The following is a 23,391-nucleotide window of genomic DNA, read 5'->3' as shown; positions in this document are numbered from 1 at the left end:
GCATCCCGACCCATGCCCGAAACACACAGATGCGAGAGTGTCACCATGACCCGGCGCCTCACCCTCGGCATCTTCCAATTCCTCGCCCCGAGCGGCATGACGGGCGGCAGCTGGAGGCACCCCGACAACACCGCCGTCGACTTCCTCGACATCGAGCACTGGACCACCCTCGCCCGCCGCTTCGAACGGGCCGGCTTCGACTTCCTCTTCTTCGCCGATTCCTACGGCTACCCCGAGCTCGAGCACCAGGTGATCCCGGATGCAGTGCGCGACGCCATCCAATTCCCCCAGGGCGACCCCATCGTGATCGTCTCGGCGGTCGCCGCCGTCACCGAACGCCTCGGCATCGTCGCCACCGCCTCGACGATGGTGGAGCGGCCGCAGGCGATCGCCCGCCGCTACGCCACCCTCGACAACTTCACGAAGGGCCGCCTGGGCTGGAACATCGTCACCGGCGCCGGCCAAGGCTCCTCCGCCCGCCTCTTCGGCGAGGAGCTCACCCCGCACGACACGCGCTACGACATGGCCGAGGACCACGTGCAGATCGCCCTCAAGCTCTGGGAGGGCTCGTGGGAACCGGATGCGCTCCGGCTCGACAAGGAGGGTCGCGTGTACGCCGACCCGGCGAAGGTGCACGAGATCTCGCACGCGGGGCCCTACTTCTCGGCGAACGGGTTGCTCACAGTGCCGCCGTCGCCCCAGCAGACGCCCTTCTTGCTGCAGGCCGGAACCTCCGGGCGGGGCAAGGACTTCGCGGCGCGCTACGCCGAGGGCGTCTTTCTCGCCGGGGGCGAGGTGTCGCACATCGCGGCGAACGTGGCCGACATCCGGGCCAGGGCGGCCGCGTTCGGCCGTGACCCGAGGGCGATCAAGTTCGTGGTGGGCGCCTCGTTCATCACCGCGCCCACGCGAGAGGAGGCCGAGGCCAAGCGTGAGGAGATGCTGACCCTCTCCACCACCGAGAACGCGGCCACGGCCTACGCCTACTACACGGGCCTCGACCTGCTGGCGATGGATCAGGATGCGCCGCTCGGCGGCGGCACGCGCACCGAGCTCGGCCAGAGCAACGTCGACCGCTTCACGGGCGAGAACGGGGCGACAGTGAAGACGGTGGGCGAGATCCTCGAGGACTTCAGGCGCAACGGGGTGAACGGCACGACCTTCGTGGGCACCCCCGCCGAGATCGCAGACGAGGTGGAGGCGTTCATCGAGGCGACGGATGCGGACGGGTTCCTCATTCAGCCCTACCTCACGCCGGGCACCTACGACGATCTCATCGAACTGCTGCTGCCCGAGTTCCACCGCCGGGGTCTGCACTCGCCCGAGTACGAGGGCACGACGCTGCGCGAGCACTTCCAGGGAGAGGGGCGCAAGCGACTGGCCGACGACCACCCGGGGGCGGCGTTCAGGCCGTGACGCGGTTCAGGCTGTGACGAACTCCCGCTTCACGACTTGGCCGATCGACCCCACGTCGAACTGCACCGCCACGAACTCCGCGGTCTCCACGAGCGCGAGCGCCTCGCGCGCCGGCACGATCATCGCCTGAGCGCTCGCCCGCGCCTCCTCGGGCACCGCCAGCCGCAACTCGGCCAGCGACGTGAACAGCGGCAGCACCAGCTCGCCATCGGTCGACAGGAGGGTGCGCAGCTGCGGGTCGGCCGCATCCGTCGTGCCCGTGATGTCGACCACGAGGCCGCCCGTTCGCATCGCCGCCAGCAGAGCGTCGAGCGTGGTGCGGTTCGGCAGCGCCGCGAAGGTCTCCAGCGATTTGCGCAGCGCTCGGTTCGAGTAGGACTTGGGAAAGGCGGGTGCACGACGGGCCATCCGTCAAGAGTAGGCGAGCGGATGCGCGCCGCGGCGCGGGGCCCGCTCAGAAGAGGCGGGAGTCGGCGTCGTCGAGACCGCGCATGGCGTCGTAGTCGAGCAGCACGGTGCGGATGCCGCGGTCGTGGGCGAGGGTGCGGGCCTGCGGCTTGATCTCCTGCGCGGCGAAGACCCCCTGCACCGGTGCGAGGTGGGGATCGCGGTTCATGAGCTCGAGGTAGCGGGTGAGCTGCTCGACGCCATCGATGTCGCCCCGCCGTTTGATCTCCACGGCCACCGCCGCACCCCCCGCATCCCGCGCCAGGATGTCGACCGGCCCGATCGCGGTCATGTACTCGCGCCGCACGAGGGTGTGCCCGTCGCCCAGCAGCTCGATCTGCTCGGCGAGCAGCTTCTGCAGGTGGGCCTCGACGCCGTCCTTGACGAGGCCGGGGTCGACGCCGAGCTCGTGCGCGGAGTCGTGCTCCACCTCGTGGATCGACACGACGAGCACGTCGTCGGTCTTCTTCTGGGTGACCTTCCAGAGCTCCGTGACGCCCGCCTCCGCCTGGTCGGCGTCGGGCTCGAGCACGGTGACGGTGCAGGGCGGGCTCATCCAGTTGAGTGGCTTGTACGAGCCGCCGTCGGAGTGCACGAGCAGGCTGCCGTCGCTCTTGAGCATGAGCAGCCGCTTCGCGAGCGGCAGATGGGCGCTGAGCCGCCCGGCGTAGTCGACCGAGCAGGTGGCAATGACGAGACGCACCGTTAGAGCGTAGCGCCGCTGGCGGAGCGGTCTCCGCCCTGGCCGGGGCCGAGGGTGTCGCTCCCGCTCCCGCTGCGCCCGTCCCGCTCGCGCACGGCGGGCGCAGCGATCCCGGCGAGCACGACCAGCACGAGGATGACCAGCAGCGCGTTGAGGATGCCGACCTCGTGGCCGAGCAGGCCCAGCACCGGCGGGCCCACGAGGAACGCGACGTAGCCGATGATGGCCACGGCGCTCACCCGTGCGGCGGCCTGCCGCGGGTCGCCCGTGTCGGCGGCGGCCGACATGCCGACCGGGAAGCCCAGCGAGCATCCGACCGCCCAGAAGACGCAGCCCACCCAGGCCAGCCAGGTGACCGGCGCGAAGATGAACAGGGCGATGCCGAGGGCGCCGAGCAGCGCGCTCACCCGCAGCACCGGCACGCGGCCGAAGCGGTCGAGCACGGGACCGCCGAGCACCCGCCCGGCGGTCATGGAGACCGTGAAGAGGGCGAAGATCACCGCACCCGTGGTGTTCGACTGGTCGTGCCCGTCGACGACGGCGAGGGTGAGCCAGTCGTTGGCGGAACCTTCGGCGAAGGCCATGCCGAGCATCACCACGCCGATCGCGAGCAGGCGCAGGTCGCCCCAGACGGCCAGGCTGGCGCGGAGGCGCTCGCGGAAGGGCGGCTTGGACGCCGCCGCTCCCGACTCGTCCTCCACACCGCGCGGCACCGCACGGATCGCCACCAGCACACCCGCGACGATGATGGCCGCGACGACCGCCAGATGCAGCGCCACGTTCACCGACAGCCACGACGCCAGTGCTCCGAGCCCCGCGCCGGCCACGGTGCCGAAGCTGAAGAAGGCGTGCATGAGCGGCATGAGGGTCTTGCCGATCGCCTTCTCGGCCGCGGCGCCCTCGACGTTCATCATCACGTCGACCGCGCCGTTGCCGAGTCCGACGAGGGCGAGGCCGACGCCCACTAGCGGCGCCGAGAGCACCAGCCCTCCGCCGAGGCCGACGATGACGAGCCCCGCCGAGACCACGACCAGCGACAGCACCATGCCGCCCCGCGCCCCGAGCCGCAGCATGACCGGTGGTGCCGAGACGAGTCCGATCACCGAGCCGGCCGACATGGCGAAGATGAGGATGCCGAGCTGCGCCGTGTCGAGACCGAGGCTGTCGCGCACGGCCGGGATGCGCGCCACCCAGCTCGCGACGGAGATGCCCGAGAGGGCGAACACGACGAAGATGGCGTTGCGCCAGGCGAGGAGCTGGGGCCGGGTGAGCTGGTCGGTCATGGTGGTTCCTGGAGGACGGGTGGCGGGGGCCGGGCGGAAGTCGCGCGGCATGTTCAGGCAGTCGAATCGATTCGATCGAATCGATTCGACTATGCTACCGACCATGTCCGCCCCCAGGCAAGCGCGCACCACGCTCTCCGACGTGGCCGAGCGCGCCGGGGTCTCGCGGTCGACCGCATCCCTCGCCTTCAGCGGTGCGGGCCCGGTCTCGGAGCAGACCAGGATGCGCGTGCTGTCCGCGGCCGAAGAGCTCGGCTATGCGGGCCCCGACCCCCGCGCCCGCTCGCTTCGCCAGGGTCGTTCGGGCGTCGTCGGCATCGTGTTCGACGAACGCCTCCTCACCGCCTTCCGCGACCCGGTCAACGTCGCCACCCTCGACGGCATCGCCTCGGTGCTCGAGTCCGACAGCACGGGCCTGCTGCTCATGACCGAGACCGGCGCCGACGAGGGCGGGATGCGCGCGGCCGCGATCGACGCCGCGGTGCTGATGGGCTGCAGCCCGGTCTTCGAGCCGGTGGCCACCGCGCTCCGCCACCGCGGCGTGCCCGTCGTCTCGATCGAGGGCGGCGGGCTCGGCGCCGAGCCCGGGGTGGTCGACATCGCCCTCGACAACGCCGACTCGGCCGAGACGCTCGCGCGGCACCTGCACCGGCTCGGTCACCGCGACGTGGCGGTCATCACCCTCGGCACCGATGCGGAGCGCCTCACCGCCCCGCTCACGCCGGAGCGCCGAGCGGTCATGACCACCGCGGTCGCGAGCGATCGGCTCGAGGGAGCGCTCCGGGTGTTCCCCGGACTCACGGCCTGGTCGGCCGGACACAACGCCGTCGAGGACGGCCGGCGCGCGGCGCGCGCTCTGCTCGACGTTCTGCCCGCCGTCCGTCCCACCGCGATCATGGCGCAGAGCGACCTGCTCGCGGTCGGAGTGCTCGAGGCCGCGGCCGAGCTCGGTCTCGAGGTTCCGCGCGACCTCAGCCTCACCGGGTTCGACGGCGTGCGCATCGACGGGCTCCGCGACCGCGACCTCACCACGATGCGCCAGCCCGCCGCCGAGAAGGGCCGCGCGGCCGGCCGTGCGGTGGCCGCGCTCCTCGCCGACGAGCTCGCGGCCGGTGTGGTCTACGCCTGCGTCTTCCACCGGGGGGAGACCACGGCCGCGCCCGTGCGATAGCCTCCTCGTCGAGGGGGACTCATGACCACGACTTCGACCACGGCGGGCCAGGGCACCGCACCCGCGCGAGCCACGCTGGTGCTCATCGCGCTCATCCTGGCCTCGGGGGTCGCGAACCTCAACCTCTCCGTGGCCAACGTGGCCCTGCCCTCGATCGGGCACGACTTCGACGCCTCGCAGACCGCCCTCAACCTCGTGGCGGTCGGGTTCTCGCTGGGTCTGGCCGGATCGGTGCTCTATCTCGGCGCTCTCGGCGACCGCTACGGCCGCAAGATGATGCTCGTTCTGGGCCTGGTGCTGAGCATCCCGGCCGCGATCCTCGCCGGGCTCGCGCCGTCGGTGGAGGTGCTCTTCGTCGCGCGCGTGTTCGGGGGCATCGCCGCCGGGATGGCCTATCCCACGACCCTGTCGCTCATCGCCGCGCTCTGGAGCGGGCCCAAGCGCGTCGCCGCCATCGCCCTCTGGTCGGGGCTCGGCGGCGCGATCTCGGCACTCGGCCCCCTCGCATCCGGCTACCTGATCGGCGTGTTCGACTGGGGCTCCGTCTTCTTCATGACCGTGCCGCTGGCCGCGGTGACCCTGGTGATCGTGCTGCTCACGGTGCCGTCGAAGGTGAACGAGGCCACGGAGCGGGTGGACAACCTCGGCGGCGTGCTCTCCATCGTGCTGGTGGCCTCGCTCGTGCTCTCGATCAACTTCGCCGCGGTGCCGGGTGCGGGACTGTTCTCGCTGGTGCTCGTGGGCATCGCCGTGCTGGCCGGCGTCGGTTTCGTGCTGCGGCAGCGCACTGTGGCCAATCCCCTCTACGACCTCAAGGTCGCCGCCCGCCGCCCCTTCTGGGTGGCCGCGGTGGGCGGCATCATCGTGTTCGGCTCGCTCATGGGCGCGATGTACGTGGGGCAGCTCTTTCTGCAGAACGTGCTCGAGTACACGGCGCTGGAGTCGGGCGCCGCCATCCTCCCCGCGGCCATCACGATGGTGCTGGTCTCGCCGGTGTCGAGCCGGCTGGTCATCCGCTTCGGGGCGCGCGTCGTCTTCCTGCTCGGGTACGCCTGCTGCCTGCTCAGCTTCCTCACCATGTTCGTGTTCTGGGACATCGGCACGAGCTACCTCTCGGTCGGCGTGGCCTACGCCTTCCTCGGCCTCGGTGTCGGGCTCGCCGGCCCCCCGGCCTCGAGGTCGCTCACCGACTCGGTGCCGGTCTCGCGCGCCGGGATGGCGTCGGGCACCTCCGACCTGCAGCGCGACCTGGGCGGCTCGGTGATGCAGTCGGTCTTGGGCAGCATCCTCACCGCCGGCTACGCGGGAGCCATCGCACGGTCGATCGCGGCCGCTCCCGCGTCGGTGCAGTCGGAGGTGACCAGCGACGTGCAGGCGCAGCTGCAGAAGTCGTTCGACGGGGCGATCGCGATCGCGGCGCAGTACCCCGAGTACGCCGACGGCATCGTGGCGGCCGCACGGCAGTCGTTCCTCGACGGTGCCGACTGGGCCTACGCCACGGGCATGGTGACGATGCTGCTCGGGGCGGTGCTGGTGCTCGTCTTCTACCCGCGGCGCGAGCGCGAGCACGAGCTCTTCGCCGAGTACGCGGCCGCGGATGCGCGGGGAGGCGGCACGGTCCCCGCTGCCGGATGAGCGTGGTCAGGCGCTCGTGGCGCCGACCGCGATCCACCGGGAGCCGTGGGCGCGGAGCCCCAGCGTGACGGCCCGCGCGCCGATGTAGCCGATGCCGAACGCGAGCCACAGCCACACCGGCCCCGCCACCCCCTCGGGCGCGGCGACCGCGACACCTCCGACGAGCGGCAGATAGACCGCGAGGTTGAGCAGCCCCGTCCAGGCGAGGTACCGGGCGTCGCCGGCGCCGATGAGCACGCCGTCGAGCACGAACACGAAGCCGGCGAGCGGGATGCCGACGGCCATCGTCACGAGCACGGCCGCGAGGTCTGCCCGCACTGCCGCATCGGAGCTGAAGACGAAGCCGGCGACCGGCGAGAGCACCGCGAGCACGACGCCGAGCACGACGCCGGAGAGCACTCCCCAGCGGATCAGCCGGCGGGTCACCGCGTGCACCCGGTCGACGTCGGAGGCGCCCAGGCCGTGCCCGACCAGGGCCTGCCCGGCAATGGCCAGGGCGTCGAGCGCGAACGCGAGCAGGGCGAACACGGTGAGGGCGATCTGGAACGCGGCGAGCTGGGTGACTCCCTGGCCGGCGGACACCACGACGGTCACGAGCATCGCCGCGCGCAGGCTCGCGGTGCGCAGCAGGAGCCACCCGCCCGAGACCGCGGCCCCCGACACGCCGTCGCGGCCCGGCCGCAGCGAGACGCCGGATGCGCGGGCCGCCCGCACCGCGATGACGAGATAGACCGCGGCCATGCCCCACTGCGCCAGCACCGTGCCGATCGCCGATCCCGCGATCCCCCATCCCGCCCCGTAGATGAGCAGGGCGTTGAGGGCGGCGTTCGCGGCGAAGCCCGACACGGCGACGACGAGCGGGGTGCGGGTGTCCTGCAGGCCGCGCAGGAGCCCGGTGGCGGCGAGCACCAGGAGCATCGCGGGCAATCCGGCGAGGGAGATGGCGAGGTAGGTGGCGGCCGCGGTGCCGACGGCCTCAGTCGAGCCGAACAGGCCGACCACCGGGGAGACGAGGGGGAGCCCGACCAGGGCGAGGGCGATCCCGGCCCCGAGTGCCAGCCACAGACCGTCGATGCCGGCCTTGATGGCGCCCGGGCGATCGCCGCCGCCCAGCCGGCGTGCGACCGCCGGTGTGGTCGCGTAGGCGAGGAACACCGCGAGTCCCACGACCGTCTGCAGCACGGCGCTCGCGACCCCGAGGCCGGCCAGCGGCACCTCGCCCAGGTGGCCGACGAGCGCGGTGTCGGTGAGGAGGAACAGCGGCTCGGCGACGAGCGCTCCGAGAGCCGGGATCGCGAGCCGGAGGATGTCGCGATCGATCGTCAGCACACCTTCAGCCTAGGGCGGTGGTGGGGGCGGTGGCCGGGCTGGTAGCGTGCGGATGTCGGGCAGCGGCGGCGATCGTCGACCGCGGAGCCGACCCGAGCACGAGAGGCCATCATGGCTCAATTCACCTACGGTCCGGTCGAGCTGATCCTCGTGGGGTTCGAGGGCGAGCGCCCCGGCCCCGAGATCGTCTCCGCGTTCGAGGCGGTGATCGATGCGGGCACCGTGCGGCTGCTCGACCTGCTCTTCGTCACCAAGTCGCCCGAGGGTGATCTCACGGTGCTCGAACTGGAGGAGGCGGGAGACGAGATCGGATTCGGCGACCTCGTGCTCGAGGCCACCGGCCTGGCGTCGGTCGACGACGTCGAAGAGCTCGCCGCCGACATCCCGGCCGGATCGTCGGCCGCGCTGCTCGTGGTGGAGCTGCTCTGGGCCAAGGGCCTGGCCGAGAAGCTCGCCGCGGGCCGTGGCGTCGTCATCTCGAGCGACCGCATCCCCGCCCCCGTGGTCAACGAGGTCATGGCCGCCATCGCCGACTGACAGCGCTGTCGGCCGCCCGGCCGGCACGCTCACGCCTCACCTCACGAAGGAGAACATCATGCCCGGATTCCGCAGGATGGGCCGCCCCGGCCTCATCGGACTCGCCGCCCGCACCGCCGTCGTCGCCGGCACGGCCACCGCCGTCTCGGGCGGCATGCAGCGCCGCCAGATGGGCAAGGCGCAGGAACAGCAGCAGCAGGCGGAGTACGCCGCCCAGCAGCAGCAGGCCCAGATCGACGCCGCGGCGGCCGCCGCCGTGGCCGCGCAGCAGGCCGCTGCCCCTGCCCCCGTGGCCGCGCCGGTCGCCGCGCCCGCGCCAGCGGTCGACATCGTCGCCGAGCTGCAGAAGCTCGCCGCCCTCAAAGACGCCGGGGTGCTGAGCGACGACGAGTTCGCGGCCGCCAAGGCCAAACTGCTCGGCTAGCGCGCACGGGTGTGCACGCGCAGACTTCTCGCCGCCCGCTGACGGGGGCCGTGCGTAGAGTGGTGCCGTGACTGCATCCGGAATCGACACCGCCGAACTCGACCCCACCGTCCGCGCGCAGGACGACCTCTTCCGCCACGTGAACGGGCAGTGGATCGCCCGCACCGAGATCCCCGACGACAAGGCGCGCTACGGCTCGTTCTACGTGCTCGCCGAAGAGGCCGAGAAGGCCGTGCGCGACATCGTCGAGGCCGCGCAGTCGGCCCCTGAGGGCACCGAGGAGCGGAAGTTCGGTGACCTGTTCACGAGCTTCATGGACGAGGAGCGCATCGACGCGCTCGGCGCCCGCCCGATCGAACCCCAGCTGGCCCTGGTCGACGCGGTCGACGACCTCCCCACGTTCGTGCGCACGCTGGGCCGTCTCGAGCGTGAGGGCGTGTCGGGCCTGCTGCGGCTGTTCGTCGACAACGACCCCGGCAACCCCGAGCGCTACCTCGTGTTCGTGGAGCAGGGCGGCATCTCGCTGCCCGACGAGAGCTACTTCCGTGAGGAGAAGTTCGCTCCGGTGCGCGAGGCCTACGTGAGTCACATCCAGCGGATGTTCGAACTCGCCGGGCTCGACGAGGCCCCGGCGCGCGCGCAGAGGGTGTTCGAGCTCGAGACCGCCATCGCGGCGACGCACTGGGACAACGTGCGCACGCGCGACGCGCAGGCCACCTACAACCTGCTCGGCTGGGCGCAGCTGGTCGACCTCGCGGGGCCCGCGGGCGTCGTCGACGACGCGTCTGTGCTCGACATCTGGCGCGCCGCCCTCGGGGCCCCGGCGGGTGTGTTCGACGAGCTCGTGGTGCGCGAGCCGAGCTTCGTGGAGGGCGTCGTGGCGGCGCTCGCCGCCCAGCCGCTGGAGAGCTGGAAGGACTGGCTGGCCTGGAAGATCGTGCACGGCTGGGCGCCCTATCTCTCGGGCGACTTCCTGCTCGAGAACTTCGACTTCTACGCCCGCACCCTGACCGGCACCCCCAGCATGCGCGCACGGTGGAAGCGCGGCGTGTCGTTCGTGGAGGGCGCGATGGGTGAGGCCGTCGGCCGCATCTACGTCGAGAAGCACTTCCCGCCCGCGGCCAAGGAGTCGATGGACGTGCTGGTGGCGAACCTCATCGAGGCCTACCGCGCATCCATCTCGACCCTCGAATGGATGAGCCCCGCCACACGGGAGCGCGCGCTCGAGAAGCTCGCGAAGTTCACGCCGAAGATCGGCTTCCCGGTGCGCTGGCGCGACTACTCCTCGCTCGAGGTCGACGCCACCGACCTCATCGCGAACGTGCGGGCCACGAGCGAGTTCGAGTTCCAGCGCGAGCTCGGCAAGATCGGCAAGCCGCTCGACCGCGACGAGTGGTTCATGACGCCGCAGACCATCAACGCCTACTACAACCCCGGGTTCAACGAGATCGTGTTCCCCGCGGCCATCCTGCAGTTCCCCTTCTTCGACGTCGACCGCGACGACGCCGCGAACTACGGCGCGATCGGCGCCGTCATCGGGCACGAGATCGGTCACGGCTTCGACGACCAGGGTTCGCGCTTCGACGGCGACGGACGGCTCACCGACTGGTGGACCGAAGCCGACCGGGCGGCATTCGAGAAGCGCACCTCGTCGCTCATCGCGCAGTACGACGCGCTGGCCCCCGCCCAGGTGCCCGACCACCACGTGAACGGCGCGCTCACCATCGGCGAGAACATCGGCGACCTCGGCGGGCTCGGCATCGCCTGGAAGGCCTACCTGCTCTCCCTCGGCGGAGAGGAGCCGCCCGTGGTCGACGGGCTCACCGGAGCGCAGCGGTTCTTCCTCTCCTGGGCGCAGGCCTGGCAGCAGAAGTCGCGCGACGAGGAGGTCATCCGGCTGCTGGCGATCGACCCGCACTCGCCCAACGAGTTCCGCTGCAACCAGATCGTGCGCAACATCGACGAGTTCTACGAGGCCTTCATGCTCGATTCACACGACCGTCTCTGGTTGGATCCAGCTGAGCGTGTGACGATCTGGTAGGCGCCGTGCGCCGCGCCAGACCCGAGGCGCTGCGTCGTTGACCACGAGGGAGGCCGTCGGAGCATGCCGGAGTCCATCCGCCGCCGTGCGCGGGAGGAACGCGAAGAGGCGGCCCCGCACGGGCGGCGCACCGAGGGGCCAGGCCACGACGGGGTCATCTTCCGCAAGGGCTTCGCCTCGCTCACCGAGCTCGCGCTCTCGGGGGTGCAGGTCACGGCGTGCGCGGTCGACCTCGAGAGCGGCCGGGTGCTGTTCTCGGTCGACGACCACCTGTCGGTGCCCACGGCCTCGATCGGCAAGGTGCTGCTGCTCATCGAGGTGGCGGCGCGCATCACCTCGCGCGACGGAGGGCGGGCGGCAGCGGCGTATCGCGGTTCTGCGGGTGATCGTGCCGTTCCCGGACCCGAGGCGCTGAGCATCCTGAACCGCACCCCGGCCGACACGGTCGGCGATTCGGGGCTGTGGCAGCACCTGCACGTTCCCGCGCTGCCGGTGGCCGACCTCGCCGCCCTCGTCGGGGCGACGAGCGACAATCTCGCCACGAACGTGCTGCTGCGCCGCATCGGACTCGACGCGGTGCGCGCCCGAGGCGAGTCGCTCGGCCTCCGCCGCACCCTCCTGCTCGACATCGTGCGCGAGGAGCGCGGACCCGACGACGCCCCGCAGCTCTCGGTGGGCTCGGCGCGCGAGCTGGCGAACCTGTTCCGCCGCCTCGAGCGGGGCGAGGTCGTCGACGAGGCCACCTCGGCCCTCGTGCGCGGCTGGCTCTCGCTCAACACCGACCTCTCGATGGTGGGCGGCGCCTTCGGACTCGACCCTCTCGCGCACGGCTCGGCCGACCACGGCATCGCGCTCGTGAACAAGACGGGCACGGATGCGGGGGTGCGCAGCGAGGCGGGCTTCGTCATCGGCCCCTCGGCCGGCGTGGCCTACGCGGCGACGATGCGCTTCAACGACACGGGGGTGTCGGCGCGGCTGGCGGTGCTGGAGGCGATGCACACCCTCGGCGCGGACTTCTTGGAGTACATCTACTGAGTCCTCGGGTCCTTGCCGACCTCCTCATAACCGAGATATCCTCGGGTATGAGGAGGTCACGCTTGATGTTCGATCGCCGAAGAGCCGCGGTAGCCCTCGTCGCGACGTGCGTCATTGCAGGAGTGGCGGGGTCGTACCTCCTGGTCCAAGAAGTCGACCAGGTGGAGGCGGTCCCCGCAGGTGGCTACGACCAATCCCAGTTCGAGTCCACCGGCCCTGCACTGACGGCGAAGGGAATGGGCCAGTCGTACTCGGCAGACGGGGCCTTCACCGTCTTCGAGAGTGACGAGCTTCTGACGCCCGATGCAGTGGGCCCGCTGCGTCACGTCTACCGGCGTTCAGCCTCGGACGGCACTCTCGAGCTGGTGTCGCGACGGGTTTCCCCAGCGCAGCCTCAGGGCTCGTCCTTCAGCGCTTCGATCTCTGCTGACGGCAGGTGGATCGCCTATCAGACCACGGATGCAGGTGTCTTCGCCGACGACCTGCCCGCGCCGGGCACTTCGCAGATCGCCTTGGTCGACATGACGACGCGTGAGGTCGTCCGGGTGTCGAGTCCGGCGGGCGAGGTGCCCGAATCCGGTGACCCTGGAGCGGGCAGCGACGAAGGTGCCGCAGTCAGTTCGCTTCCGATGGTGTCGGCCGACGGCAGCACCGTCGTCTTCGTCTCGAACCAGCCCGGTATGAGCAGTCACGGCGCCGCGACCGGGAACATCCCCACCGTCGAACGGTTCGATCGACTGACGGGACGGATCACGAACGTCTCGAGCGGACGGAATCGGGTCAGCGGCGACATGGAGACCGCGGACGGAATCTCGACAGATCCGACCGTCTCAGCCGACGGAAGATACGTCGCCTTCACCTCCTCCGCGTCGAATCTCGCGATCGTGGGCTCGCACGAGGCGTTCGCGGCGGGTGGGTCGGATGTCTATCGATGGGACGCCGTGCGAGGCACGACGGAGCGCATCAGTCTCCCTGCCGACGGAGACGTGGATTCGAGCACGACCGAGAGCGAATCGTCATTTGGCGCGTCGATCTCAGCGGACGGCAACCGCGTCGCATTCATCTCGGCCGCGTCCGACCTCGTCGCCTCCGATCAGATACGCCCGACCGCGCACGGGATGACCGACGCTTACCTTCGCGTGCTCGACAGCGCGACCAGTCGGCGGCTCTCGATGGTTCTCGTTGATGAGTCGCAACCCGAGGTGCCCGACTCTGCGGGCCGGGTGTCGCCGTCGACGGTACGAGTGCGCACCTGGTTCTCCGCGCCGCTCTCGACGACGTCAGCCGCGATCTCCGCCGACGGCAGGAGCGTGCTGCTCACCTCGCTCTCGCCACTCCTCGCGGTACACGGCCGGTGCTCCGGGTGCCAGAACTTCGTCGACGACAACGGCGCCCTCGATGTGTACCAGGCACAGCTCGACGGGGAAGGCCGGGTTCTGGGGATGCGGCCCGTCTCCGTGAAGCGCACGAATCAAGACACCGGCAACACCACGATCTCAGCTCGGGTGCGGCGATCGACGACGGGTGGAGGCGACTCTGTCGCCGACGGCCGGACGCCGGCGACAGCAGATGGCGGGCTCGTCGCGTTCTCGTCACAGGCCGGAGATCTGCGCGGGATCGCGTCGGTTCGGCAGATCGCCTCCGCCGGTCCCCCGGACTGGCTCACCGCGGAGTACCTGCCCGTGTATGCCGACTCGGGAGAGCCCGACGAGAAGGGGGAGGCTGTGCGCACCTTCACCATCGCCGCCAACTCGTTCAATCCCCATCTCGCCGTGCCGACCGCGCTGATCGACACCCAGGTGCGAAGCCCGCTCGAACCTCGCGCCTACGAGACCCGACCGGGAAGACTGCGCGAGTTGAACGAAGCCCCCGTCCGAGGTTCGCTGAGCTCCGCGTTCGCGACGCCGATCCTGGAGTCCGGTGCCTCCATCGGATACGAGGTGGTCATCTCGGCGGCCACGTCGGGATCCGCGGAACTGGTGCTCGAGCTGGAGGGAGTGGCAGAGGCTCGTGGCGTGTTGTTGCCGGCCGGCTGGTCGCGTGCGAGCTCCGACCGCGCGGGGACGATCACCCTGGTGAATCCCCACGTGGAGGCAGGCTCCGTCACGACCATCACCCTGCAGGTCTCCCACGAGCGTCCGGATACCGGCCGGGCTTCGGTGGTCGTGATCGCCTCCCTGAACGGAGACAGGGCGCTGGCGAGCGCCGCCACGGCGACGGTGCTGCCGCCGTCGCCGCAGTGCATCGGAACGGGTGCCCGGGCCATTGCCATCGCGGGCGTCCCGCTCCGTCTCACCGGGGTGCAATGCCGACCGGGCGCGTCTGCAGACGGCACCCGTGCTCTGCCGTCGACGTTGCGGGCGACCGCGCTCCATGGCACGGTCGCGCTCGATGCGGAGGGCACACTGCGCTACACGGCCGACCCTGACCATCTGGGTGACGACACGATCACGGTGACAGCGCTCGATGCCTGGTCCCGCCGGAGCGGACGCGTCGACATCCCGATCGGGGTCACGTCGAACGTGGTGTCCCGGCCCGACGAATACAGGGTTGAGCAGGGCTCCACCCTCGTCACGTCCGCGACCTCGGGTGTGTTGGGCAACGACACGATCCCCGGTGGCACCGAGCTCTCGGACTGGCGGATTCAGCGGGGTGCGCCACCAGAACACGGAGACCTCGCCATGAACGACGCCACGGGCGCATTCTCCTTCTCACCCGAGCCTGGCTTTCATGGCACCGTGAGCTTCTCCTACCGCGTGAACGGGGTGGGACGCTTCACCGATGCGCGATCCGTCGTGGTGCCGGTGGTCGTCCACGTCGAGGCGGCGGGCAGCGATGGATGAGGCGGCGAAAGTGTCGACCGGTGTCGTTCGACGACGGGTTTCCCGCAGGCTGTTGGCCTTCGCCGTTGCCGCTGCGGGGGTGCTCGGCAGCTCGGTGGCCGGCCCACCGACTGTGGTGGCGCACGCGGAGGCCTGCGCCACCACAGGCCTGCAGCCCAGGGTCGTCGTCAGCGATGAACCCGGTTTCATCGAGACGCAGTTCTGCCTCGACGGGACCTGGGTGACCACGAGTGCCACCCAGGTCGCCCCCGAGGTGAAGATCATCGACGAGGGCCCGATCTGGGATCCGAGAGATGACATCTACCGCCTCGGTGCCGCCCGCGCCTTCTTCGGTCTTCCCGTGCGAGACCCCTACACGGTCGCCGATTCGGCAAAGTCGATGTACGACAAGCTCGTCAGCGCAGCAGAGCTCGTCGAGCTGAGGGCGGCGCTCGACGAAGCCCGGGCACAAGCTGTGATCAACCGGCGAGCGATCGCCCGAAGTGATGGATGCCAGATGCGGTCGGTCACGTACCCACTCATCAGCACGCGAACGGCGGGGTACTGGACACCCCCGGCGAGCATCGGGCCGCCGGACGAGCCATCGAGGATCGACTATGTGATCGCGCCTGGCGTCCCGCGTCAGCAGGTGCTCGCGGTGCTCAGCGCGATCGAGCAGTACCCGGTCGCTGTGGCGGCGCAGGACGCGCTCGGGCGCTATCCAGCCGAGATCGTTCCCCATGACCCGGGTGACCCACGACCGCCGACCATCACCTTCACGCAGGTCAGCGGCATCGACGCCGCAGCGCAGACGGTCGTGTCGAAGACGACCGGCATTCCGGGCGTCGCGAACCGGTGGATCTCTGGAACCATCGAGCTCACCCACCTGGCGACGCCGCCCGCGGTCGGGCACGAGATCGGTCACGTGCTCGGTCTCGACCACCTTCCCCGGTCGGCTTCGGCCGGAACCATGAAGTGGCAGCTCGATGACACGGGCCCGTGGGATCCGAGCATCCCCCTCGGCGATCCGGCGACCCAGGCCTTTGACGACTGCATGTTCCTCCCACCCATCGAGAACGTCTTCTTCGACCGGTGATCGTCACGGACACGTGTTCGCCGCGCCGAGCGTCGCGAGCAGGCGGAGGGTCTCGGCGATGGCGGGGATGCGGTCGGCGCCGGGGCGGGTGACGGCGACGACTAGGCGGTGGTCGCCGGCGGCGGTGGGCCGTGCTGCGACGCCGTCGGGCAGGGGAGACGCCGACACCGCGAGCTCAGGCAGAAGGGCCACGCCGAGACCGGCGGCGACCATGCTCTTCACGGCGACGGCGTTGTCGGTCTCGAAGGCGATCGCGGGCGCGAAGCCGGCGCGGGCGCAGGAGTCGAGCAGGTGACCGCGGCAGCGGGGGCACCCGGCGATCCACTTGTCGGTGCGAAGGCGGCGCAGGTCGACAGGTCCGCCGGTGGCGAGAGCGGGATGCGCGGTGGGGGCGAGCAGGAGCACCGCGTCACGGAGGAGGGGGTGCACGGCCAGCCCTTCGGCGCTCGCCTCGAAGGGGTCGTTGCGGTCAGCGGGGTGGCGGAAGGCGATGGCGACGTCGAGCAGACCGTCCCGGACCCCGGAGACGGCCTCGGGTGGCTCGCCCTCGAGGTAGCTGAACCGCACACCGGGATGCTCGGCCGCCATCGCGCCGAGCAGGCGCGGCACCAGGGTCGAGGAGGCCGACGGGAACGCCGCGAGCCGCACGCTGCCGCTGCGCAGCCCTGCCAGGTCGGCGAGCTCGCCCGCTGCCGCGTCCAGCGCGGGGAGCACCGAAGCGGCGTGGCGCGCGACGACCTCGCCCGCATCTGTGAGCCTGATGCCCCGGCCGGCCCGCGTGACCAGGGGCATGCCGAGGCGCGACTCGACACGCTTGAGCTGCTGACTCAGCGCCGGCTGACTGTACCCGAGCACGGTGGCCGCACGGGTGATCGACCCATACTCGGCGATGGCGGCGACCACGCGCAGGGTCTGCGAGTCGAGGTCGAACGTCCCCGGCAGCCCTGGCTCGATCAGCGTCATGGGTCGAGGCTAGCCGATCCATAACGAGATGTGATGTCGACCATCCGACTCCTGCCATAGACCTATGGATGCGCGAGCGCGATCCTGAGGACATGACACTCCTCGACCCGGCACCGGCTCCTGCATCCGCCTCTGCGTCGCCCCGACCTGGCATCGGTCTCGAGGAGCTGCGCTCCCACTTCACGGTGCGGCCCGGCTATCTCGCCGCCTGCATGGTGGGGGTGCCGCCCCGCGAGACCGTGGAGGCGCTCACCGCCGACCTGGCCGACTGGGGAACGGGCCACCGCAACCCCGCGGTCTACGGCGAGGCCGTCGAGCGGGCCCGCGTCGCCTTCGGGCGGCTCTGCGGGGTGCCCGCGTCGAGCATCGCGGTGGGGTCGCAGGTCGCGGCATTCACCACACTCATCGCCGAGTCGCTGCCCGACGGTGCCGAGGTGCTCGTGGTGGACGGCGACTTCAGCTCGATGGTGTTCCCGTTCACGGTGCAGGAGCAGCTGGGCCGCCTCTCGGTGCGGTGCGTGCCGCTCGGCGAGCTCGCCATGAGCATCCGGCCCACCACCGATCTCGTGGCGTTCTCGCTCGTGCAGTCGGCGAGCGGCGAGGTCGCCGACGCCGATGCGATCGTGGCTGCGGCTGCCGCCGCAGGTGCCGCCACCTACGTCGACACCACGCAGGCCGTGGGGTGGCTGCCGGTCGACGCCGCCCGCTTCGACGCCACGGTGTGCCACGCCTACAAGTGGCTGTGCTCGCCGCGGGGGACGGCCTTCCTCACCCTCGGAGACGAGTTCTCGCGGCGGCTCGTGCCGATCTCGGCCAACTGGTACGGCGGAGACGACGTGTGGGGCTCGTGCTACGCCCCGGGCATGCACCTGGCCGCGTCGGCCCGTCGCTTCGACGTGTCACCCGCCTGGCAGGCCTGGCTCGGAACCGCTCCCGCGCTGGAGCTGTTCGCCTCCGCCGATCTCGAACAGGTGCGGGCGCACTGCGCCGGGCTCGCCGACGACCTGCGCCGCCGTCTCGGACTCTCTCCGACGGGCAGCGCCATCGTCACCTGGCCCGATGCCGACGGTTCCGCGATCGCCGCGCTCACCGCAGCCGGGATCGCCGCCTCTGCGCGGGCCGGTCGCTGCCGCGTTGCGTTCCACTTGTGGAACGATCTTGCCGACGTCGATCGCGTGACCGCCGCCCTGGGCCTGTGACGGCTGATCGGACGGGGCACGCCAGTGCGGCGCTCGGCGAGGATCAGCGGTGGGCGCGGCGGTGGGCGTCGAGGGAGACGGTGCCGGAGGCATCGTGCGGGGCCGCCGCGTCGGCCGCTCGCGAGGCGGCGGCCCCGCCGAGGCCGAACAGCGTCTCCACGGCCGCGAACACCTCGTCGGCCCGGCCCTCGCGCGCGAGCTCGCGGGCGCGTACCGAGGGGGAGTGCAGGATGACGCCCACCAGGTGCCGCAGGGCCCGCTCGGTCTGCTCAGACGAGCTGCCGTTCGATTGCGACCGCGCGATCTCGGCGTCGAGCAGGTCGAAGAGGTGGGCGCGCAGCGCCACGACGGCGGGGGTGACCTCGGCCTCGGCCTTGCCCGCGCGGTACTCGGCGGCGGCCCGGTCGACCAGCGCGCGCGCATCCGACTCGGCGTTCAGCTCGTCGAGCGGGGCGTGCAGGCTGATGGTCTCGAGGTCGAGCAGCTCGGCGCCGGCGACGCCCGCGACACCCGGGTCGACGTTGCGGGGGAGCCCGAGGTCGATGACGAGGCGGCGGGTGAACGCGCCGGGCACCGCCGTCGAGGCGTGCAGGTGCGAGGCGTCGAGCACCACGGTCTCGGCGGTGCTGCAGGTGATGACGATGTCGGAGCCGGCGAGGGCCTCCACGTAGCCGTCGGCCGCGACCGGCTCGAGGCCCTGCTTGGCGGCGAAGACGACCGCGCGCCCCGAGGGCGAGAACACCCGGATGTCGGTGACGCCGCGCTCGCGGAGGTTGGCGAGGGTCACTCGCGCATACTGACCGGTGCCGACCAGCAGCACACGGGTGGCCGCCCAGTCGGTGACACGGCTCTCGGCCAGGTCGAGAGCAAGACGCACCAGCGAGCGACCGGCGCCGCCCAGACCGGTCTTGGTCTTCACGTCGCGCGAGGTGTGGGAGGCGCGCTGGAAGAGCCGTTCGAGGTCGGAGGAGGTGGTCCCCTCCACCCGCGCGGTGGTGAGGGCCCGCCGCACCTGACCGGCGATCTCGTCTTCGCCGACGACAACGGACTCGAGCCCCGACGACACCGCGAAGAGGTGGTCGGCCACCGTGTCGCCGCAGAGCACGGTGAGGCTGTCGCGCAGCTCGCCCACGTCGGCACCCGAGGCCGCGCCGAACGACTCGGCCGCTTCCTCGACCGCGAGGGACACCCCGGCGGTCAGCGGCTCGTCGATGTCGAGATAGGCCTCGAAGCGGTTGCACGTGGCGAGCACGACGGCGCCCTGCACGAAGTCGCTCGTGCCGACGAGGTTCTTCGCCACGTCTGCGGTGCCCACCGACAGCTTCTCCAAGAGGTCGAAGCTCGCGTTGCGATGATTCGCGGTGAGACAGATGAGCACCGAGCAAGTCTACGCCTGCTCCCGCCCAGGGGGTCTCCCGGCTCCCCGCCGTAGGATATGGGCCGTGTCGACGCCCTCCGCCCTGCCCTCCACCCATCCGTTGGTCGACGGCCGCACGACGGATTCGGCGCTGGTCACCGCCTATCGGGGCACCCGCCCCTCTCGCACCCCCGTCTGGTTCATGCGCCAGGCCGGCCGCTCGCTGCCCGAGTACCGCGAACTTCGGGTGGGCACCCGGATGCTCGACGCCTGCCTCGATCCCGCGATGGCGAGCGAGATCACCCTGCAGCCGGTGCGGCGGCACGGCGTCGACGCGGGCATCTTCTTCAGCGACATCGTCATCCCGCTGAAGCTCGCCGGGGTCGACGTGGAGATCGTTCCGGGCCGCGGGCCGGTGCTCGCGCATCCCGTGCGCACCGCGGCCGACGTCGCCGCCCTCCCCGACCCCGCCGGAGCCGACTTCTCGGCCATCGAGGCGGGCGTCGCCCGCACGGTCGCCGCGCTGGGAGGCACCCCACTTATCGGCTTCGCCGGTGCCCCCTTCACGCTGGCGGCCTACCTCGTCGAGGGCGGGCCCTCGAAAGACCACATCCGGGCCCGCACCCTCATGCACGCCGACCCCGGGGCCTGGGAGGGCCTGCTCGGCTGGGCGGCCGACGTCACCGGCCGCTTCCTGCGCGCCCAGCTCCACGCGGGGGCGAGCGCGGCCCAGCTCTTCGACTCCTGGGTCGGCTCGCTGTCCGCCGTCGACTACGTCAGCCGGGTCGCGCCGTTCTCCGCCCGCGCCCTGGCGGGGGTGCGCGAGCTCGGTGTGCCGATCGTGCACTTCGGTGTGGGCAGTGGCGAGGTGCTGAAGCCCATGCACGAGGTGGGGGCGGACGTGGTCGGCGTCGACTGGCGCATCCCGCTCGACGTCGCGGCAGAACGGCTGGGCGGCGGGGTGCCCGTGCAGGGCAACGTCGATCCCGCCCTGCTCGCCGCGCCCTGGCCCGTGCTCGAGGCGCATGTGCTCGACGTGCTGCGACGCGGCCGGGCGGCGCCGTCGCACGTGCTGAACCTCGGGCACGGCGTGCCGCCGGAGACCGATCCGACCGTGCTCACCCGCATCGTGCAGCTCGTGCACGATCAGGGCGGCGACGCGTGACCGAGACGGTCGACGTGGTGGTGGCCGGCGGCGGAGTGGCCGGCCTCGTCGCCGCGCGGCAGCTGGCGCACCTCGGCCACTCCGTGCTCGTCGTGGAGGAGCGGGATGCGCTCGGCGGCTTCGTGGGCTCGCACGAGGTGGCCGGCGTCGAGCTCGACTCGGGTGCCGAGAGCTACGCCACCCGGGCCGGCACGGTGGCGGCCCTCGTCGAGGAGCTGGGTCTCGGCTCCGAGATCGTGACCCCCGCCGAGGCCGGGGCCTGGGTGGCCTGGAACGGCGGTGCGGCACCGCTCCCGGCGGCGGGTCTGCTCGGCATCCCCGGTGTCCCCCTCGCCGACGACGTGCGCCGGGTCGTGGGCTGGAGCGGATCGCTGCGCGCCTACCTCGACCGCCTCATGCCGCTGCTGCGCGTGCGCAAGGAGACCGACCTCGGCGACATCGTGCGACGTCGCATGGGCCGTAAGGTGCTCGACAGACTGGTGACGCCCGTGGTGGCGGGGGTGCATTCCGCCGACCCCTCGGTGGTCGATGTGCACGCCGTCGCGCCCGGACTCACGCAGGCGATGACGACGCAGGGCTCACTCTCGGGCGCCGTGATGGCCCTCCGCGAGCAGGCTCCGGCCGGCTCGAAGGTGCAGGGTCTGGTGGGCGGGATGCACCGCCTGGTCGAGGCGCTCGAGACCGACTGCCTGCACTACGGTGTGCAGGTCGCGAAGGGCGCCGCGGTGACGAGGCTCGAACCGGTGGCCGCGGGCGAGGGCGCTCCGGATGCGCGGGGCTGGCGGGTCGCCGTCGACGACGGCGACGGCACGAGGACGGTGACGTGCCGGGCCGTCGTGGTGGCGACGGGCTTCCGGCCGGCGTTGGCCCTCCTGCGCGGCGCACTCGACGAGGCAGCATCTGCCTCACTGCCGGCCGACGCCGAGTGGCCGGACCCCGCATCCGTCACCCTCGCCACTCTCGTGGTGGACGAGCCGCGACTCGACGCCGCCCCCCGCGGCACCGGAGTGCTCGTCGCGGCCGGCACACCCGGGGTCGGCGCGAAGGCGCTCACCCACGCCACCGCGAAGTGGGCCTGGCTCGCCGAGCGCCTGCCTGCGCATCGCCATGTGCTGAGGCTGTCGTACGGTTCCCGCGGAGCGGCCGCGGCGCCGGGCGCCGGAGACCCGCGGCTCGCCGACGTGCTGCGCGACGCCTCCGCCCTGCTCGGTGTGCCGCTCTCGGAGTCCGACGTGCGCGGGTTCTCGATCGTGCACTGGCATGACTCCCTCGCCTTCGCGACGGTGGGGCACCGCGACCGGGTGCGGCGGGCGCTCGCCGCGGTCGCGGAGACGGCGGGACTCGACACGGTCGGAGCGTGGGTCTCGGGAACCGGGCTGGCCGCCACGGTGGCTCACGCGCGCACGACGGGCTCCCAGCTGGCGGCCGAACTGCGAGGCCAGCCGAGACTGGACTGACTGGGATCGACCCACTTCGTGACGCCCGCTCATGCGGTGCCCGGGCATCCGCACTACGCTTGACGCACGACACCGAACTCGCGAATCGATCGGAGCACACATGCGCGGAAAGATCATCTTCGCCGTCGGGCTGGCCACGGGTTACGTTCTCGGAACGCGTGCCGGCCGCGAGCGCTACGAGCAGATCAAGGCGGGCGCCGAGAAGGTGTGGAACACGCCCGTGGTGCAGTCGGGCGTGGGGAAGGTGCAGGAGTTCGCAGGCACCCGCGTCGACGCCGTGAAGGCGCAGCTGGCCGACACCGCGAAGGCGGCCCTCGCGGGCCTGCTCGGTCGGCAGCCACTGACCGAGCCCTCGCAGAGCACCTCCACCCGGAGCAAGCCCTCCAGCGCATCCCGGTCGTCGACCACGTCGCCGGCCACGACCGCGAGCTCGTCGCGCACGACGGCGGCCAAGAAGCCCGCCGCCCGCAAGCCCGCCGCGGCGAAGTCGACCGCCGCGAAGAAGCCCGCGGCCACCGCCGATTCCGACACCGCCGCCGACGAGTAGGCCCCGACGCTCATGACCGAAGAACGCGACAAGCGCGCACGCCGCTCCCTCGCCTCCCTCTTCGCCGAGGTGCCCACCCTCGTCGTGAAGCTCCTGAAAGACGAGCTCGAGAACGTCAAGCGCGAGCTCACCGCGCGCCTGGCCAAGCTCGGCATCGGGGTGGGCCTGTTCGTGGTGGCCGCCCTGCTGGCCTTCTTCGCGCTGGCCGTGCTGGTGGCCGCCGCCGTGCTGGGCCTGGCCACGGTGCTGCCGGCCTGGGCCGCGGCGCTCATCGTGGCGGGCGCCCTGCTGCTGCTCGCGATCATCCTGGTGCTGGCCGGGGTCGCCTCCATCAAGCGCGGGGTGCCGCCGCTGCCCGAAGACGCGATCACGAGCATCAAGAAAGACATCAACGTGGTGAAGGGACTCGGCCAGTGAGCGACACGACCGGCGGCTCGCCCGCATCCGACACCCCGGCCCAGCGCTCGAAGGCCGAGCTGCACGCCGACATCGAGAAGACCCGTGGCGAACTCCGCGCCACCCTCGACGCGATCGAGTTCCGGCTCAACCTGCCCAAGCAGGCCAGGCACGCCGCGCACCGGGTGAAGAGCCGCGTGAAGCGGTTCGCCTCGCAGAACCCGGTGGGTTTCTCGGTCGTGGTCGCCGCGGGCGTCGCCGCCGTCGTGGGGGCGGGGGTTCTCGGCTTCCGTTACGCGGGCAAGAAGTAGGCTGGGGGCGCACGCCGCGCCACCCGCGCGCACGTCGCCCGTCGGCGCGACCCGCGC

The 23,391-nt window shown here is 71.6% G+C and carries 21 protein-coding genes; 15 read left to right on the top strand and 6 right to left on the bottom strand.

What is annotated here, in order from left to right; genetic code table 11:
* Positions 1-45 precede the first annotated feature (45 nt).
* Positions 46-1,416, top strand: a complete 1,371-nt coding sequence (locus tag N1031_RS03775; RefSeq protein WP_259478256.1) for an NtaA/DmoA family FMN-dependent monooxygenase — start codon at positions 46-48, stop codon at positions 1,414-1,416.
* Between the two features lie 6 nt (positions 1,417-1,422).
* On the opposite strand, the gene N1031_RS03770 is transcribed toward N1031_RS03775, so the two are convergent.
* Genes N1031_RS03770 through N1031_RS03760 form a run of 3 tightly spaced genes read right to left on the bottom strand, consistent with a single transcriptional unit; the run spans position 1,423 to position 3,849 of the window.
* Complete coding sequence (locus N1031_RS03770) at positions 1,423-1,824, bottom strand: SseB family protein (RefSeq protein ID WP_259478255.1); 402 nt, start codon at positions 1,822-1,824, stop codon at positions 1,423-1,425.
* Between the two features lie 46 nt (positions 1,825-1,870).
* Entirely contained in the window at positions 1,871-2,566 is a 696-nt protein-coding gene (nucS, locus tag N1031_RS03765; protein WP_259478254.1) for an endonuclease NucS, read from the bottom strand.
* A 2-nt stretch (positions 2,567-2,568) separates the two neighbouring features.
* Entirely contained in the window at positions 2,569-3,849 is a 1,281-nt protein-coding gene (locus N1031_RS03760) for an MFS transporter (protein WP_259478253.1), read from the bottom strand.
* Positions 3,850-3,952: 103 nt separating this feature from the next.
* On the opposite strand from N1031_RS03760, the gene N1031_RS03755 reads away from it, so the two are divergent.
* Positions 3,953-5,020: a LacI family DNA-binding transcriptional regulator gene (locus tag N1031_RS03755; protein ID WP_259478252.1), complete on the top strand. Its 1,068-nt coding sequence runs from the start codon at positions 3,953-3,955 to the stop codon at positions 5,018-5,020.
* 21 nt (positions 5,021-5,041) lie between these two features.
* Positions 5,042-6,655, top strand: a complete 1,614-nt coding sequence (locus N1031_RS03750; protein ID WP_259478251.1) for an MFS transporter — start codon at positions 5,042-5,044, stop codon at positions 6,653-6,655.
* A gap of 6 nt (positions 6,656-6,661) precedes the next feature.
* On the opposite strand, the gene N1031_RS03745 is transcribed toward N1031_RS03750, so the two are convergent.
* Positions 6,662-7,984: an MATE family efflux transporter gene (locus N1031_RS03745; RefSeq protein WP_259478250.1), complete on the bottom strand. Its 1,323-nt coding sequence runs from the start codon at positions 7,982-7,984 to the stop codon at positions 6,662-6,664.
* A gap of 111 nt (positions 7,985-8,095) precedes the next feature.
* Here N1031_RS03745 and N1031_RS03740 point away from each other — a divergent pair, with 111 nt between their 5' ends.
* The 6 genes from N1031_RS03740 (at position 8,096) to N1031_RS03715 (ending at position 15,939) form a co-directional block, all read left to right on the top strand.
* Positions 8,096-8,521, top strand: coding sequence for a DUF6325 family protein (locus tag N1031_RS03740; RefSeq protein WP_259478249.1), 426 nt, complete (start codon positions 8,096-8,098; stop codon positions 8,519-8,521).
* A gap of 58 nt (positions 8,522-8,579) precedes the next feature.
* Complete coding sequence (locus N1031_RS03735; protein WP_259478248.1) at positions 8,580-8,945, top strand: SHOCT domain-containing protein; 366 nt, start codon at positions 8,580-8,582, stop codon at positions 8,943-8,945.
* A gap of 67 nt (positions 8,946-9,012) precedes the next feature.
* Complete coding sequence (locus N1031_RS03730; protein WP_259478247.1) at positions 9,013-10,986, top strand: M13 family metallopeptidase; 1,974 nt, start codon at positions 9,013-9,015, stop codon at positions 10,984-10,986.
* Between the two features lie 63 nt (positions 10,987-11,049).
* Positions 11,050-12,021 carry a serine hydrolase gene (locus N1031_RS03725; RefSeq protein ID WP_259478246.1) on the top strand — a complete coding sequence of 324 codons (972 nt, stop codon included), beginning with the start codon at positions 11,050-11,052 and terminating at the stop codon, positions 12,019-12,021.
* 65 nt (positions 12,022-12,086) lie between these two features.
* Positions 12,087-14,864, top strand: a complete 2,778-nt coding sequence (locus tag N1031_RS03720; RefSeq protein WP_259478245.1) for an Ig-like domain-containing protein — start codon at positions 12,087-12,089, stop codon at positions 14,862-14,864.
* 253 nt (positions 14,865-15,117) lie between these two features.
* Complete coding sequence (locus tag N1031_RS03715) at positions 15,118-15,939, top strand: zinc metalloprotease (RefSeq protein WP_259478244.1); 822 nt, start codon at positions 15,118-15,120, stop codon at positions 15,937-15,939.
* Between the two features lie 3 nt (positions 15,940-15,942).
* On the opposite strand, the gene N1031_RS03710 is transcribed toward N1031_RS03715, so the two are convergent.
* Positions 15,943-16,902 (bottom strand): LysR family transcriptional regulator, encoded by a 960-nt coding sequence (locus N1031_RS03710; RefSeq protein WP_259478243.1) that lies wholly within the window; start codon positions 16,900-16,902, stop codon positions 15,943-15,945.
* Positions 16,903-16,994: 92 nt separating this feature from the next.
* Between N1031_RS03710 and N1031_RS03705 the strand changes: the two genes are divergently transcribed.
* A complete protein-coding gene (locus N1031_RS03705; RefSeq protein WP_259478242.1) occupies positions 16,995-18,101 on the top strand; it encodes an aminotransferase class V-fold PLP-dependent enzyme in 1,107 nt (368 codons plus the stop codon).
* Positions 18,102-18,144: 43 nt separating this feature from the next.
* On the opposite strand, the gene N1031_RS03700 is transcribed toward N1031_RS03705, so the two are convergent.
* Positions 18,145-19,479 carry a glutamyl-tRNA reductase gene (locus N1031_RS03700; protein ID WP_259478241.1) on the bottom strand — a complete coding sequence of 445 codons (1,335 nt, stop codon included), beginning with the start codon at positions 19,477-19,479 and terminating at the stop codon, positions 18,145-18,147.
* A gap of 64 nt (positions 19,480-19,543) precedes the next feature.
* On the opposite strand from N1031_RS03700, the gene hemE reads away from it, so the two are divergent.
* The 5 genes from hemE to N1031_RS03675 all read left to right on the top strand — a co-directional run bounded on the left by hemE (position 19,544) and on the right by N1031_RS03675 (position 23,334).
* On the top strand, positions 19,544-20,623 hold the full coding sequence (gene hemE, locus N1031_RS03695; RefSeq protein WP_259478240.1) for a uroporphyrinogen decarboxylase: 1,080 nt from the start codon (positions 19,544-19,546) through the stop codon (positions 20,621-20,623).
* Positions 20,620-22,080 (top strand): protoporphyrinogen/coproporphyrinogen oxidase, encoded by a 1,461-nt coding sequence (locus tag N1031_RS03690; protein WP_259478239.1) that lies wholly within the window; start codon positions 20,620-20,622, stop codon positions 22,078-22,080. The genes hemE and N1031_RS03690 overlap by 4 nt, the downstream gene beginning before the upstream one ends.
* A gap of 100 nt (positions 22,081-22,180) precedes the next feature.
* Entirely contained in the window at positions 22,181-22,627 is a 447-nt protein-coding gene (locus N1031_RS03685; protein WP_259478238.1) for a YtxH domain-containing protein, read from the top strand.
* Between the two features lie 12 nt (positions 22,628-22,639).
* Positions 22,640-23,044, top strand: coding sequence for a phage holin family protein (locus N1031_RS03680; protein WP_259478237.1), 405 nt, complete (start codon positions 22,640-22,642; stop codon positions 23,042-23,044).
* Complete coding sequence (locus N1031_RS03675; protein ID WP_259478236.1) at positions 23,041-23,334, top strand: DUF3618 domain-containing protein; 294 nt, start codon at positions 23,041-23,043, stop codon at positions 23,332-23,334. The genes N1031_RS03680 and N1031_RS03675 overlap by 4 nt, the downstream gene beginning before the upstream one ends.
* The last annotated feature ends 57 nt before the right edge of the window (positions 23,335-23,391 follow it).

The organism is Herbiconiux moechotypicola, from assembly GCF_024979255.1.
Classification (GTDB): Bacteria; Actinomycetota; Actinomycetes; order Actinomycetales; family Microbacteriaceae; genus Herbiconiux; species Herbiconiux moechotypicola.
The sequence above is the reverse complement of the archived record's forward strand: the minus strand, read 5'-3'. Positions and strand labels throughout refer to the sequence as shown.